Origin of the sequence: Vogesella urethralis (assembly GCF_007644045.2) — a bacterium.
GTDB classification, from domain to species: domain Bacteria; phylum Pseudomonadota; class Gammaproteobacteria; order Burkholderiales; family Chromobacteriaceae; genus Vogesella; species Vogesella urethralis.
The window spans coordinates 16,013-28,945 of the sequence record NZ_VMDW02000054.1; the positions used below are offsets into that span (position 1 = coordinate 16,013).

At 62.3% G+C, this 12,933-nt stretch carries 15 protein-coding genes; 13 read left to right on the forward strand and 2 right to left on the reverse strand.

Going from position 1 to position 12,933, the window contains the following annotated elements; translation table 11 throughout:
* Window positions 1-245 precede the first annotated feature (245 nt).
* Window positions 246-1,172 (forward strand): LysR substrate-binding domain-containing protein, encoded by a 927-nt coding sequence (locus FLQ03_RS03360; protein WP_144372911.1) that lies wholly within the window; start codon window positions 246-248, stop codon window positions 1,170-1,172.
* Between the two features lie 44 nt (window positions 1,173-1,216).
* Here FLQ03_RS03360 and FLQ03_RS03365 read toward each other — a convergent pair whose 3' ends face one another.
* Window positions 1,217-2,338 carry a beta-ketoacyl-ACP synthase III gene (locus FLQ03_RS03365; protein WP_144372913.1) on the reverse strand — a complete coding sequence of 374 codons (1,122 nt, stop codon included), beginning with the start codon at window positions 2,336-2,338 and terminating at the stop codon, window positions 1,217-1,219.
* A gap of 302 nt (window positions 2,339-2,640) precedes the next feature.
* Here FLQ03_RS03365 and iscR point away from each other — a divergent pair, with 302 nt between their 5' ends.
* The 12 genes from iscR (at window position 2,641) to FLQ03_RS03425 (ending at window position 11,449) form a co-directional block, all read left to right on the forward strand.
* Window positions 2,641-3,129, forward strand: a complete 489-nt coding sequence (iscR, locus tag FLQ03_RS03370; RefSeq protein WP_144372915.1) for a Fe-S cluster assembly transcriptional regulator IscR — start codon at window positions 2,641-2,643, stop codon at window positions 3,127-3,129.
* Window positions 3,130-3,150: 21 nt separating this feature from the next.
* Window positions 3,151-4,368 carry an IscS subfamily cysteine desulfurase gene (locus FLQ03_RS03375; RefSeq protein WP_144372917.1) on the forward strand — a complete coding sequence of 406 codons (1,218 nt, stop codon included), beginning with the start codon at window positions 3,151-3,153 and terminating at the stop codon, window positions 4,366-4,368.
* A 51-nt stretch (window positions 4,369-4,419) separates the two neighbouring features.
* Window positions 4,420-4,803: a Fe-S cluster assembly scaffold IscU gene (gene iscU, locus FLQ03_RS03380; RefSeq protein WP_144372919.1), complete on the forward strand. Its 384-nt coding sequence runs from the start codon at window positions 4,420-4,422 to the stop codon at window positions 4,801-4,803.
* A 45-nt stretch (window positions 4,804-4,848) separates the two neighbouring features.
* On the forward strand, window positions 4,849-5,172 hold the full coding sequence (gene iscA / locus FLQ03_RS03385) for an iron-sulfur cluster assembly protein IscA (RefSeq protein WP_144372921.1): 324 nt from the start codon (window positions 4,849-4,851) through the stop codon (window positions 5,170-5,172).
* Between the two features lie 88 nt (window positions 5,173-5,260).
* A complete protein-coding gene (hscB, locus tag FLQ03_RS03390; protein ID WP_144372923.1) occupies window positions 5,261-5,794 on the forward strand; it encodes a Fe-S protein assembly co-chaperone HscB in 534 nt (177 codons plus the stop codon).
* 49 nt (window positions 5,795-5,843) lie between these two features.
* Entirely contained in the window at window positions 5,844-7,703 is a 1,860-nt protein-coding gene (gene hscA / locus FLQ03_RS03395; RefSeq protein ID WP_144372925.1) for a Fe-S protein assembly chaperone HscA, read from the forward strand.
* A 52-nt stretch (window positions 7,704-7,755) separates the two neighbouring features.
* A complete protein-coding gene (gene fdx, locus FLQ03_RS03400) occupies window positions 7,756-8,097 on the forward strand; it encodes an ISC system 2Fe-2S type ferredoxin (RefSeq protein ID WP_144372927.1) in 342 nt (113 codons plus the stop codon).
* Window positions 8,098-8,108: 11 nt separating this feature from the next.
* Window positions 8,109-8,303 carry a Fe-S cluster assembly protein IscX gene (gene iscX / locus FLQ03_RS03405; protein WP_144372929.1) on the forward strand — a complete coding sequence of 65 codons (195 nt, stop codon included), beginning with the start codon at window positions 8,109-8,111 and terminating at the stop codon, window positions 8,301-8,303.
* A 187-nt stretch (window positions 8,304-8,490) separates the two neighbouring features.
* The gene (udk, locus tag FLQ03_RS03410; protein WP_144372932.1) at window positions 8,491-9,114 is read left to right on the forward strand and encodes a uridine kinase; all 624 of its coding nucleotides are present in this window, start codon (window positions 8,491-8,493) and stop codon (window positions 9,112-9,114) included.
* 73 nt (window positions 9,115-9,187) lie between these two features.
* Window positions 9,188-9,466 (forward strand): hypothetical protein, encoded by a 279-nt coding sequence (locus tag FLQ03_RS03415; RefSeq protein WP_144372933.1) that lies wholly within the window; start codon window positions 9,188-9,190, stop codon window positions 9,464-9,466.
* A gap of 34 nt (window positions 9,467-9,500) precedes the next feature.
* Window positions 9,501-9,722, forward strand: a complete 222-nt coding sequence (locus FLQ03_RS03420) for a DUF2798 domain-containing protein (protein WP_144372935.1) — start codon at window positions 9,501-9,503, stop codon at window positions 9,720-9,722.
* 302 nt (window positions 9,723-10,024) lie between these two features.
* Window positions 10,025-11,449, forward strand: coding sequence for an alanine/glycine:cation symporter family protein (locus FLQ03_RS03425; RefSeq protein WP_144372937.1), 1,425 nt, complete (start codon window positions 10,025-10,027; stop codon window positions 11,447-11,449).
* A gap of 123 nt (window positions 11,450-11,572) precedes the next feature.
* Here FLQ03_RS03425 and glmM read toward each other — a convergent pair whose 3' ends face one another.
* On the reverse strand, window positions 11,573-12,904 hold the full coding sequence (gene glmM / locus FLQ03_RS03430; protein WP_144372939.1) for a phosphoglucosamine mutase: 1,332 nt from the start codon (window positions 12,902-12,904) through the stop codon (window positions 11,573-11,575).
* Window positions 12,905-12,933 lie beyond the last annotated feature (29 nt).

Here is a 12,933-nt window from a genome sequence, read left to right on the forward strand (position 1 = left end):
CAGTGCGCTTGTTGTGTTTTAGGCGCTTTCCTGATGCAGATCACGCCTTTTTATGACGTGATGTTGCAACGGATGTAGACAGACTGCAGCTCAAGCTGTCGGACAGTGTGCCTGTCCGATCGCGGCTGAGTATTTCACAGCTTTTCTTATCACATCCACTGAGTAAAATTGATGTTCTATGTGATTTTGTTATAGGCTGCTGCGCACTGCCGCTTGCGGCCAACCTTGCACGTTGATAGATAAAAATGATTCGTTTTCGCCAGATCGAGGCATTTCGTTGCCTGATGAGCTGCGGCACCACGGTGGCCGCCGCCCGCCGCATGCACATCACCCAGCCCGCGATCAGCCGGCTGATCGCCGATCTGGAAGACGACCTGGGCTTCCGCCTGTTCAACCGCGCCAAAGGCCGGCTGGAACCCACCACCGCCGCCATCCGCTTCCAGCGCGCCGTGGAAGAAAACTTTCTGGGCCTGGAGCGCTTGCGCCAGGTGGCGGAAACCATCCGCAACGAGGAAAACGAAGGTCTGGCCATCGCCTGCATGCCGGTGCTGTCTACCAGCCTGCTGCCGCAGATCCTGAAAGAATTCTTCAAGCTGCGCCCCGAGGTGCCGGTACGCATCGATACCGTCGGCAACGCCGAAGTCACCGTCAAGCTGCAGGATCTGAAAGTGGACGTGGCCATCAGCCTGGCCTTTCCGGCCATCGCCGGTATCGAGGTGGAACCGCTATTGGAGGCCGACGTGCTGTGCGCACTACCGGCCGACCACCCGCTGGCCGAACGCGACTACATCACGCCGCAAGACCTGGCCGAAGAAACCATCATCGGCTGGCTGCCCAACTACCCGCTAAGCCAGAACCAGGAGCAGAAGTACTTCGGACACGCCGGCGTCAGCCCGCGCTACAACATCCGCACCCACGCCTCGCACACCCGCTATGCGATGGTGGCCAACGGCTTTGGGGTATCGATCGTGGAACCGTTTGCCAGCGAACTGTGGGCCACGCAAGGCGTGGTGACGCGGCCGTTCCAGACGCCGGCCAAGCACGAATACGTGCTGGCCTATCCGTCCAGCGGCAGCCGCTCTGCCATCCTGCAAGATTTCCGCCTGGCCACGCTGCGCGTGGTCAATGACCCCGAGCTGGTGCCGTGGGGGCGGGCACTGACGCGGGAATGAAAAAAGGCGCCGCAAGGCGCCTTTTTGATGCCTGCGGCCAACGTTTAACGCTTGCGCAGGATGACCGAGCCTACCGAGTAGCCGGCACCGAACGACGACAGCACGCCGATATCGCCGCTTTGCAGGTCGGCATGGTGCAGGTGCAGCGCAATCACGCTACCGGCGGAGCTGGTATTGGCGTAGCTGTCGAGAATCACCGGGGCTTCGCTGCCTTCGGCGTCGCGGCCCAGCACGCGGCGGGCGATCAGCTGGTTCATCGACAGGTTGGCCTGGTGCAGCCAGAAGCGCTTCACGCCTTGCGGCTCGATGCCGTTGGCCTGCAGGTGCGCCACAATGTGCTCGCCTACCATCGGGCACACTTCTTTGAATACCTTGCGGCCTTGCTGCACGAACAGCTTGTCCAGCTGGCCGATACCGCTTTCGTCGCAACGGTTCAAGAAACCGAAGTTGTTGCGGATGTTATTGGAGAACACAGTAGCCAGCTTGCAGCCCAGCACGTCGAACACGTTGGCCGCAGTGGCGGTATCGGCCGCTTCCAGTACCACGGCGGTGCAGGCATCGCCGAAGATGAAGTGGCTGTCGCGGTCGCGGAAGTTCAGGTGGGCGGAGCAGATTTCCGGGTTCACCATCAGCACCGCGCGCGCCTGGCCGGCGGCGATGGCGTTGACGGCGGTCTGGATGCCGAAGGTCGCCGACGAGCAGGCCACGTTCATGTCGAAGGCGTAGCCATGGATGCCCAGTGCCTGCTGCACTTCGATGGACACCGCCGGGTACGGGCGCTGCATATTGGAGCAGGCCACAATCACCATATCGATATCGGCAGCGCACTTGCCGGCGTTGGCCAGCGCGTCGCGGGCGGCGGCCACAGCCATCTCTGCCTGGATCGACAGTTCATCGTTGCTGCGCTCCGGCAGAAACGGCGTCATGCGTGCCGGGTCCAGCACACCCTCTGCGTTCATCAGGTAGCGCTGCTTGATGCCGGACGCCTTTTCGATGAACTCGGCGCTGGACTCGGCCAGGGCCGCGATGTCGCCACGGGCGATGGCGTCCTGGTTGGCCGCGTTGAAGGCGTTTACGTAACTATTGAAAGCGACTACCAGCGCTTCGTTGCTCACCGCATGCGGCGGCGTGAACAGGCCGGTACCACTGATCACCACGTCTTTCATGGCTTCATCCTTCCTCTGGGCAGAGGGCCTGCCCGCAATTCAAACAAGTGTTTGCGCGAATCATACACCAAGCCACCGGCGCTTCGGGCATTTTGCCTGCCACGCCGGGCGCCGCCAAGGCAAAAAACCCTGTCAAACTAGGTAAATACGGGTAAAATATCCGACCTTTCCGTTTGACCTTTTGGCACCTTCCGCGTGCCTGCCATTCCCCTGCCCTGCGCCGTGAACTTCCGCCTGCAATACTTGACCAAATTACTCGGGATTGAGTTATAATCCGGTCAACCACCCAGGGAGCCCACACGATGCGCCTCACCACCAAAGGCAGATTTGCCGTTACCGCCATGCTTGACCTGGCCCTGCGCGAGGCCAACGGCCCCGTCACGCTGGCCGGCATCAGCGAACGCCAGGGTATTTCCCTGTCCTATCTGGAACAGCTGTTCGGTAAACTGCGCCGCGCCCAGCTGGTAGACAGCGTGCGTGGCCCCGGCGGCGGCTACACGCTGGCCCGCACCATCGAAGAGATTTCCGTGGCCGACATCATTGTTGCCGTGGACGAACCGGTAGACGCCACCCAGTGCGCCGGCCGCGAGAACTGCCACGACAACCACCGCTGCATGACGCACGACCTGTGGACCGACCTGAACGTGACCATCTTCGACTACCTGTCCAAGATCAGTCTGGCCAGCCTGGTCGCCAAGCAGCGCGCCAAAGAAACCACTGTAGTACAAGATCAAAGAACCCTGCGTCGCAACAGTCCCTGTAGCGAGGCTGTCGCCGGCAACGCACTCTGAGCGACACCTGGAGAACCCGATATGAGCGAGCTGAAGCAACCGATCTACCTCGACTACTCTGCCACCACGCCGATCGACCCGCGCGTGGCCGAGGCCATGATCCCGTACCTGACCGAGCTGTTCGGCAACCCGGCCAGCCGCAGCCACAGCTATGGCTGGACAGCCGAGGAAGCGGTAGAGAATGCCCGTGCCAACGTGGCGCAGCTGGTGAACTGCGATCCGAAAGAAATCGTGTGGACTTCCGGCGCCACCGAATCGAACAACCTGGCCATCAAGGGTGCCGCCCAGTTCTACAAGAGCAAGGGCAAACACCTGGTGACCCAGCGTACCGAACACAAGGCCGTACTGGACACCATGCGCGAGCTGGAGCGCCTGGGCTTTGAAGTGACGTACCTGGACGTGCAGGAAAACGGTCTGGTCAGCCTGGCCGACTTTGAAGCTGCACTGCGTCCGGACACCATCCTCGCCTCCATCATGGCGGTGAACAACGAAATCGGCGTGGTACAACCGATCGCCGAGCTGGGCGAGCTGTGCCGTGCCCGCGGCGTGCTGTTCCATGTGGATGCCGCCCAGGCAACCGGCAAGATCGACATCGACCTGTCGGCGCTGAAAGTGGACCTGATGAGCTTCAGTGCCCACAAGACCTACGGCCCGAAAGGCATTGGCGCGCTGTACATCCGCCGCAAGCCGCGTGTGCGCCTGGAAGCGCAAATGCACGGTGGCGGCCACGAGCGCGGTTTCCGCTCCGGCACGCTGGCCACCCACCAGATCGTGGGCATGGGCGAGGCGTTCCGTATTGCCCGCGAGGAAATGGCCAGCGAAAACGTGCGCATCGCCGCGCTGCGTGACCGCCTGTGGGCCGGCCTGCAAACCATCGAGGAAACCTACCTCAACGGCGACATGCAGCAGCGCGTACCGCACAACCTGAACGTCAGCTTCAACTTCGTCGAAGGCGAGAGCCTGATCATGGCCATCCGCGACCTGGCGGTATCGTCCGGATCGGCTTGTACTTCCGCCTCGCTGGAGCCGTCCTACGTGCTGCGCGCCCTGGGCCGCAACGACGAGCTGGCACACAGCTCCATCCGTTTCTCCATCGGCCGCTTCACCACCGAAGCCGACATCGACTACGCCGTGAACCTGCTGCAAGGCAAGATCGGCAAGCTGCGCGAGATGTCCCCGCTGTGGGAAATGTTCAAGGACGGCATCGACCTCAACACCATCGAGTGGGCCGCCCACTAATCACCGTTTAGACGAGGCGGCCAGGGTTGGCCGCACGCAGGAGAACCGATCATGGCATACAGCGACAAGGTAATGGACCACTACGAAAACCCGCGCAACGTGGGGGCTTTCGACAAGGGTGACGACTCGGTAGGTACCGGCATGGTCGGCGCACCGGCCTGTGGCGACGTGATGAAACTGCAGATCAAGGTAGGCGAGAACGGCGTAATCGAAGACGCCAAGTTCAAGACCTACGGCTGTGGCTCCGCCATCGCCTCCAGCTCGCTGATCACCGAATGGGTGAAAGGCAAGTCGCTGGACGAAGCGCTGGCGATCAAGAACACCGACATCGCCGAAGAGCTGGCGCTGCCGCCGGTAAAAATCCACTGCTCCATCCTGGCCGAAGACGCCATCAAGGCCGCAGTGGCCGACTACAAGCAAAAGCACGGTCAATAACAGACGGCGGGCTGTGGCCCGCCAGCAGCACAAGGCAGACGCATCATGGCAATCACGCTCTCTGAAAGCGCAGCAAAACACGTCAGCAACTTCATCGCCAAACGCGGCAAGGGCCTGGGCATCCGCCTGGGGGTGAAAACATCCGGTTGCTCCGGCATGGCCTACAAGCTGGAATTCGTCGATGTCGCCACCGATGACGACATCACCTTCCAGAGCCACGGCGTGACCGTGTTCACCGACGCCAAGAGCCTGGCTTACCTGGACGGCACCGAGCTGGACTACACCAAGGAAGGCTTGAACGAAGGCTTCAAGTTCAATAACCCGAACGTGAAAGACGAGTGCGGCTGCGGCGAAAGCTTCAACGTCTGAGCCCTGCCTGCCACCGGCCCTGCCCGCCAGCGTGCGGGCAGGCCGGTGTTGTCGTTTCATCCTTACCCGGTTTTTGCAGAAAGCGTTCATGAGCACCGACTTCACGCAGGATCACTTTGCGCTGTTCAACCTGCCGCGCCGCTTCGGCATCGACCTGGCGCAACTGGATAGCGCCTGGCGCACCGCCGCCGCCGAAGTGCACCCCGATCGCTACGTCAGCGCGCAGGACGCCGAAAAGCGCGTGGCCCTGATGCGCGCCACCCGCGTGAACGAGGCCTACCAGACGCTGAAATCGCCGGTAGACCGCGCCCGCTACCTGCTGCAGCTGGCTGGCGTGGATACTGCCGAAGAAACCAATACCAGCATGCCGGCCGCTTTCCTGATGGCGCAGATGGAATGGCGCGAAGCCATTGGCGACGCCCGCGCCGCGGCCAACGTGGACGCGCTGGAAAGCCTGTTGCGCCAGCTGCGTACCGACGTGAAGGCGCTGGAAGCCGAGCTGGCCGACGTACTGGATAGCCAGGCCGACCACCAGGCCGCGGCACTGGCGGTACGCAAGCTGCGCTTTCTGGAAAAACTGGATCAGGAAATCGGCGACGCCATCGAAGCGTTGCTGTACTAGAAAACCCAGCCGGCCCGCGCCGGTAAACGCATAGAGTAAGCAAGCAGCCATGGCCCTACTGCAAATTGCCGAACCCGGCATGTTCGCCGCCCCGCACCAGCACCGACTCGCCGTCGGCATCGACCTGGGCACCACCAACTCGCTGGTGGCCACCGTCAAGAGTGGCTCCGCCACCGTGCTGCCCGACGACCACGGCCGCAGCCTGCTGCCGTCCGTGGTGCGTTACGTGGGCGAAGGCGAAGTGGTGGTGGGCTACGACGCCCAGGCCGAACAAAGCCGCGACCCCAACAACACCATCGTATCGGTGAAGCGCTTCATGGGCCGGGGCCTGGCCGACATCCAGGACGTTGGCCGCAGCCCGTACCGTTTTGTGGATGCGCCGGGCATGGTGCAGCTGGTAACCCGCGCTGGCGCCAAAAGCCCGGTAGAAGTCTCGGCCGAGATCCTGCGCACGCTGCGCAGCCGCGCCGAAGCCAGCCTGGGTGGCGAACTGGTCGGTGCTGTCATCACGGTGCCCGCCTACTTTGACGACGCCCAGCGCCAGGCCACCAAGGACGCCGCACGGCTGGCCGGCCTGAACGTGCTGCGCCTGCTGAACGAACCCACCGCCGCCGCCATCGCCTACGGCCTCGATAACGGCGCCGAAGGCACCTACGTGGTGTACGACCTGGGCGGCGGCACCTTCGACGTGTCGGTGCTGGCGCTGAGCCGCGGCGTGTTCGAAGTGCTGTCCACCAGCGGCGATTCTTCGCTGGGCGGCGACGACTTCGACCACCGCATCTACTGCTGGATTCTGGAGCAAGCCGGCCTGCACGGCCTGAGCGCCGGCGATACCCGCCTGCTGCTGACCCGTGCCCGCGAAGCCAAGGAAGCGCTGACCGAACACGTCGAAACACGCATTACCGCGCTGCTGTCCGACGGCCTGACCATCGACCTGGTGCTCAGCCAGGCCACCTTCCACGACATCAGCAAAACGCTGATCGACAAGACGCTGCTGCCGGTCCGCAAGGCGCTGCGCGACGCCAAAATCGGCGCCGAAGACGTGAAGGGCGTGGTGATGGTAGGCGGTGCCACCCGCATGCCGCAGGTACAGAAAGCGGTCGGCCAGTTCTTTGGCCAGACGCCGCTGACCAACCTGGACCCGGACAAGGTGGTGGCGCTGGGCGCCGCCATCCAGGCCAATGTGCTGGCCGGCAACAAGGGCGAAGACGAGTGGCTGCTGCTGGACGTGATTCCGCTGTCGCTGGGCATCGAAACCATGGGCGGCCTCACCGAGAAGATCATTCCGCGCAACAGCACCATTCCGGTAGCGCGCGCGCAGGAATTCACCACCTTCAAGGACGGCCAGACCGCGATGTCGGTACACATCCTGCAGGGCGAACGCGAGCTGGTAAGCGACTGTCGCAGCCTGGCCAAGTTTGTGCTGCGCGGCATTCCGCCGATGGTGGCCGGCGCGGCGCGTATCCGCGTGACCTACCAGGTGGACGCCGACGGCCTGCTGTCGGTCACCGCCCGCGAGCAGACTTCCGGCGTGGAAGCCAGCATCGAGGTGAAGCCCAGCTACGGCCTGTCCGACGACGAGATCAGCCGCATGCTGACCGACTCGCTCACCCACGTGCAGGAAGACATCGCCGCGCGCAAGCTGCGCGAAGCCATCGTGGACGCCGAAGGCCTGATCGCCGCCACCGAGGCGGCACTGGCCAGCGACGGCGACCTGCTGGACAGCGACGAGCGCAGCGCACTGGACGCGGCCATCGCAGCCCTGCACACCGCCATCGCCACGCAGACCACGCGTGACGTGAACGCCGCCACCCAGCGCCTGAGCCAGGCCACGGAAACCTTTGCCGCCCGCCGCATGGACCGCAATATCCAGCAGGCGCTGAAGGGCAAACACATCGGCAACCTGTAACCCCGCGGCGGCCCTGGCCGCCGTGTTGTAAAGTACTGAAAAGGAAACCAACATGCCGCGCATCATCGTGCTGCCCCACGCAGACCTGTGCCCGGAAGGCGCCGTGATCGACGACGTCGCTGCCGGTACCACCGTGTGTGACGCCCTGCTGGGCTGCGATATCGAAATCGAACACGCCTGCGAGATGTCCTGTGCCTGCACTACCTGCCACGTCATCGTGCGCGAAGGCTTCAACTCGCTGCCGCCGTCCGACGAGCTGGAAGACGACATGCTGGACAAGGCCTGGGGGCTGGAAGCGCAATCGCGCCTGTCCTGTCAGGCCATCGTCACCGACGAAGACCTGGTGGTGGAGATTCCGCGCTACACCATCAACCACGCCCGCGAGCATCACTGAGGAGCCTGGCCATGAAGTGGACCGACATCAACCAGATTGCCATCGAACTGTACGACAGCCTGCCGGACGTCGACCCGAAAACCGTGCGCTTCACCGACCTGCACAACTGGGTGGTGAACCTGCCGGAGTTCGACGACGACCACAGCCGCGGCGGCGAAAAGGTGCTGGAAGCCATCCAGCAAGCCTGGATCGACGAAGCAGAATAAGCCCCACGCCCTGCCCGCCGCAGGGCGTTTTGCCGTCTGCCGGCAGCCAAAGGTTGGCCGCAGCACGAATCGTGCACGACAGCCGCATGATGCGCCGCAAAATTGCGGGCTGGTTGACAAAAACAGTGGTCTGACGCGCGCCAAGTCATTAGAATGGCGCGTTTTTTCGCTTTACAGGCAAGGGATTATGTCGACTCCGTTCATCATCGGCGTCGCTGGCGGCAGCGGCAGCGGCAAAACCACGGTGACCCGCAAGGTGCTGGAAACCATCGGCACCGAGATGGCGGCCGTGATCGTGCAGGACTATTACTACCGCGACCAGAGCCACCTCACTTTCGAGCAGCGCCTGGCCACCAACTACGACCACCCGCACGCCTTCGACTGGCCCCTGCTGATCGAACATATCGACGATCTGCGTAACGGCCGCGCCATCGAGATGCCGGTGTACGACTTTGCCAAGCACACCCGCAGCGAAGCTACCGTCACCGTGCAACCGGCACCGGTGATCGTCATCGAAGGGCTGTTCCCGCTGTACGACGCGGCGCTGCGCGAGATGATGTCGCTGAAAATCTTTGTCGATACCGACCCGGACGTGCGTTTCATCCGCCGCCTGAAGCGCGATATCGCCGAACGTGGCCGCACCACCGACAACGTGATCGACCAATACCTGAGCACGGTGCGCCCGATGCACAACCAGTTCATCGAGCCGACCAAACGCTTTGCCGACGTGATCCTGCCGCACGGCGCCAACGACCCGGCGGTAGACATCATTACCACCAAGGTAGCCAGCCTGATTACCCAGGCAGGCTAACCTTGTTTTGCCACGGCAGGCCTCGCGCTTGCCGGGCACCACGGCCGCCTGCGGCCAACCTTGCGGAGTGAGCATGACCACCATCAAACCGCGCAACCCGTTTGCGCACAGCCCGCTGCTGAAGAAAGGCGGCGCCCACCAGCGCAGCGCCAGCAGCGCACGCTTTGCCGGCCGTCAGCAACTGCTGGCCGAGCTGGACGACTGGTATCACGACAGGGACGACGGGGTAGACACCCAGCAGCCCTCCAGCAAGGAGGACGCTGCCGGCAAACCGGGCTGCGGCCCGGTTTTTTTACGTCTAGGCATCCGGTACGGTGGCCGCCCGCTGGTACGGCCGCTGCGGGCTGGCTAAGATACTGGCCCCACCACCTTCCTGCCACATCATCATGCCTACCCGCAAACACGCGCTGCTGTTCGCCCTGTTCATGTCCGGTTACATGGCCTTTTTCATGTCCGGCATTCTCACCGCCATCAATACCGGCCTCGATAACGGCTTTGTCAGCCGCTGGCTGCACGCCTGGCTGCTGGCCTGGAGCTGCGCCTTCCCGCTGGTACTGATCGGCGCACCGCGCGTACGCGCGCTGGTGACCCGCCTGTTCGGTAACTGAGCCCCTCGCCGCCTGCAACCCAGTTTCGCGCCACCTGAATACCGCCCCCTATCCTGCTGTCGGTATGGCCACCACAATGGTTGGCCGCCACCACACCGTTTCATTATCGAACAATTAATTTCAATATCAGCAATCTGGCAAGTTAAATCATTGCTTTTGCTGTCATTTTTTTCATTTTTGAGCGCATACAATCGACAAATAAGCTATTATGGCGCGCCTCGAAAGAGCTTGATTCTCTATCGAATAAAACCAAGACCATCGTAATGGCGTTCAACAACACCTTCATTCTTGAGGAGTCCCGCATGGAAGCTCTCCATAGCCTGATCAACGCAGGCAATGACCTGGTTTGGGGCCAGCTGCTGATCTATATCCTGATCGGCGTCGGCCTGTTCTTCACCGTACGCATGGGTTTCATGCAAATCCGCCTGCTGCCGCGCGGCTGGCAGGAAATGCTGGGTGGCCGTGGCCACAACAGCGAAGGCAGCGACATTTCGTCGTTCCAGGCGTTTGCCACCGGCCTCGCTAGCCGCGTGGGTACCGGTAACGTGGCCGGTGTTGCCACCGCCATCGCCCTGGGTGGCCCGGGTGCCGTGTTCTGGATGTGGATGACCGCGCTGCTGGGCATGGCCAGCGCCTTTGCCGAATCCACGCTGGCACAGCTGTTCAAGGTGAACCATCACGATGGTACCTTCCGTGGCGGTCCGGCTTACTACATCCAGAAGGGCCTGGGCCAGCGCTGGCTGGGCATTGCGTTCTCCATCTCGCTGATCATCGCTTTCGGCCTGGTGTTCAATGCAGTACAAGCCAACTCCATCGTGGCCGCTACCGAAGGGGCCTGGGGCTGGGACAAAAACCTGGTCGCTGTCGGCCTGGTCCTGATCACCGCACCGATCATCTTTGGCGGTATCCGCAAAGTGGCCCAAGTGGCCGAGTGGATGGTACCGGTGATGGCTGCCATCTACCTGGGCATGACGCTGTTCGTCATCTTCACCAATTTGTCTGAAGTACCGGCCATCTTCATGCTGATCGTGAAGAGCGCCTTCGGTCTGGAGCAGGCTGCAGGTGGCTTTGCCGGCTACGCCGTGAGCCAGGCGATGATGATGGGCATCAAGCGCGGTCTGTTCTCCAACGAAGCCGGCATGGGCTCGGCACCGAACGCCGCGGCTGCGGCAACCACCGCTCACCCCGCTAGCCAGGGCATCATCCAGATGTTCGGTGTCTTCATCGACACCATCATCGTGTGCTCCTGCACAGCCTTTATCGTGCTGCTGTCCGGTGCCTATGTACCGGGTGCCGAACTGAAAGGCGTACAACTGACCCAGGCCGCACTGAGCGCCACACTGGGCAGCTGGGGTGGCCACTTCCTGGCCGTTGCGCTGTTCCTGTTCTGCTTCAGCTCCATCATCGGTAACTACGCTTACGCAGAAGGTAACGTCGAGTTCATCAAGAACAACAAGGGCGTGATGCTGGCCTTCCGCCTGCTGGTACTGTTCATGGTGGGCTTTGGTGCTATCGGCAGCTCGCCGCTGGTATGGGACATGGCCGACCTGGCCATGGGCGTGATGGCGCTGATCAACCTGTTTGCCATCGTGATGCTGTCCAAGTACGTGTTCATCCTACTGAAGGATTACCAACAGCAGCTGAAAGCCGGCAAGGACAAACCGGTGTTCGACGTGAAGCAGTACCCGGAAATCCAGGCCAAGATCCACAAGGACGTGTGGAAGTAATCGCTGCCACGTGACCGACATTTGCGCCCTGCCACCCTGGCAGGGCGTTTTTATTTGGCAGCCCGGTTGGCCGCAGGCGTAAAAAAACCGGCCGTAGCCGGTTTTTTTGCTTCAGTACAGCACTCAGGCCGCTTCGATGGCGGCAGCGATACGGCTGGCCCAGTCATTCGCCAGCGCGGCATCGTCCGCCTCCACCATCACCCGTACCACCGGCTCGGTGCCGGACGGGCGCAGTACCACGCGACCACGCCCGTGCAACGCCGCTTCGGCCTCTTGCAGCGGGCCGGCACTGGCGGCCTTCCAGTCCTGACCATTCAGGCGCACATTGATCATCTTTTGCGGGAACGGTGTCCAGTCGGCACAGATGGTAGCCAGATCAGTACCCAGCTCCTGAACCGCGGCCAACACCTGCAGGCAGGAAATGATGCCGTCGCCGGTGGAGTGCTTGTCCAGGCACAGGATATGGCCGGAGGCTTCACCGCCAACCTGCCAGCCATGCTGCCCCAGCAGCTCCAGTACGTAGCGGTCACCTACCTTGGCGCGGGCAAACGGCACGCCTTGGCGCTGCAGCGCCAGTTCCATCGCCATATTGGTCATCACGGTACCCACCACACCACCCGCCAGTTGGCCACGCGCAGCGCGCGCCTTGGCTACCACGTAGATCAGCTGGTCGCCGTCGTACAGATTACCGTCACGGTCAGCCATCATCAGGCGATCACCGTCGCCGTCCAGCGAGATGCCGAAGTCGGCACCGTGCTCGCGAACCGCCTTGGCAACCGCCTCCGGGTGAGTGGCACCGACGCCATCATTGATGTTGTAACCATTCGGCTGGTTACCGATGGCAATCACCTCGGCACCCAGCTCGTGAAATACCTGCGGTGCGATGTGGTAAGTGGCACCGTGGGCGCAATCCACCACCAGTTTCAGGCCTTTGAGGTCCAGCTCGTTGGGGAAGGTGCTCTTGCAGAATTCGATATAACGCAGGTCGGCACCGTCAATGCGCTTGGCGCGGCCCAGCTCGCGCGACGTGCTGGTCTGCATCGGCTGGTCCAGCATGGCTTCGATCTGCAGCTCCAAGGCGTCGTCCAGCTTCTTGCCGCCTTTGGCAAAAAACTTGATACCGTTATCCTGGAACGGGTTGTGCGAGGCGGAAATCATCACCCCGGCAGACAGGCGCAAGGCACGGGTAAGGTAGGCGATACCCGGCGTCGGCAGCGGGCCAGTCAGCAGCACGTTGACACCGGCTGCGGTGAAACCGGCTTGCAGGGCGGCTTCCAGCATATAGCCGGAGATACGGGTGTCCTTGCCGATGATGACGGTAGGATGTTCTTCATGCTCATGGTCGACCAGCACTTTGCCAGCGGCATAGCCTAGACGCAGAGCAAACTCCGGCGTGATCGGAAACTTGCCCACTTCGCCGCGGACACCATCGGTACCAAAATACTTGCGCGTCATCGCACGTCCTTCGATAAAGAAATTTGCCT

What these genes read in the sequence shown, in the direction of transcription:
- FLQ03_RS03360 (WP_144372911.1), top strand. Translation starts at nt 246, where the DNA reads ATGATTCGTTTTCGCCAGATCGAGGCATTTCGTTGCCTGATGAGCTGC.
- FLQ03_RS03365 (WP_144372913.1), bottom strand. Translation starts at nt 2,338, where the DNA reads ATGAAAGACGTGGTGATCAGTGGTACCGGCCTGTTCACGCCGCCGCAT.
- iscR (WP_144372915.1), top strand. Translation starts at nt 2,641, where the DNA reads ATGCGCCTCACCACCAAAGGCAGATTTGCCGTTACCGCCATGCTTGAC.
- FLQ03_RS03375 (WP_144372917.1), top strand. Translation starts at nt 3,151, where the DNA reads ATGAGCGAGCTGAAGCAACCGATCTACCTCGACTACTCTGCCACCACG.
- iscU (WP_144372919.1), top strand. Translation starts at nt 4,420, where the DNA reads ATGGCATACAGCGACAAGGTAATGGACCACTACGAAAACCCGCGCAAC.
- iscA (WP_144372921.1), top strand. Translation starts at nt 4,849, where the DNA reads ATGGCAATCACGCTCTCTGAAAGCGCAGCAAAACACGTCAGCAACTTC.
- hscB (WP_144372923.1), top strand. Translation starts at nt 5,261, where the DNA reads ATGAGCACCGACTTCACGCAGGATCACTTTGCGCTGTTCAACCTGCCG.
- hscA (WP_144372925.1), top strand. Translation starts at nt 5,844, where the DNA reads ATGGCCCTACTGCAAATTGCCGAACCCGGCATGTTCGCCGCCCCGCAC.
- fdx (WP_144372927.1), top strand. Translation starts at nt 7,756, where the DNA reads ATGCCGCGCATCATCGTGCTGCCCCACGCAGACCTGTGCCCGGAAGGC.
- iscX (WP_144372929.1), top strand. Translation starts at nt 8,109, where the DNA reads ATGAAGTGGACCGACATCAACCAGATTGCCATCGAACTGTACGACAGC.
- udk (WP_144372932.1), top strand. Translation starts at nt 8,491, where the DNA reads ATGTCGACTCCGTTCATCATCGGCGTCGCTGGCGGCAGCGGCAGCGGC.
- FLQ03_RS03415 (WP_144372933.1), top strand. Translation starts at nt 9,188, where the DNA reads ATGACCACCATCAAACCGCGCAACCCGTTTGCGCACAGCCCGCTGCTG.
- FLQ03_RS03420 (WP_144372935.1), top strand. Translation starts at nt 9,501, where the DNA reads ATGCCTACCCGCAAACACGCGCTGCTGTTCGCCCTGTTCATGTCCGGT.
- FLQ03_RS03425 (WP_144372937.1), top strand. Translation starts at nt 10,025, where the DNA reads ATGGAAGCTCTCCATAGCCTGATCAACGCAGGCAATGACCTGGTTTGG.
- glmM (WP_144372939.1), bottom strand. Translation starts at nt 12,904, where the DNA reads ATGACGCGCAAGTATTTTGGTACCGATGGTGTCCGCGGCGAAGTGGGC.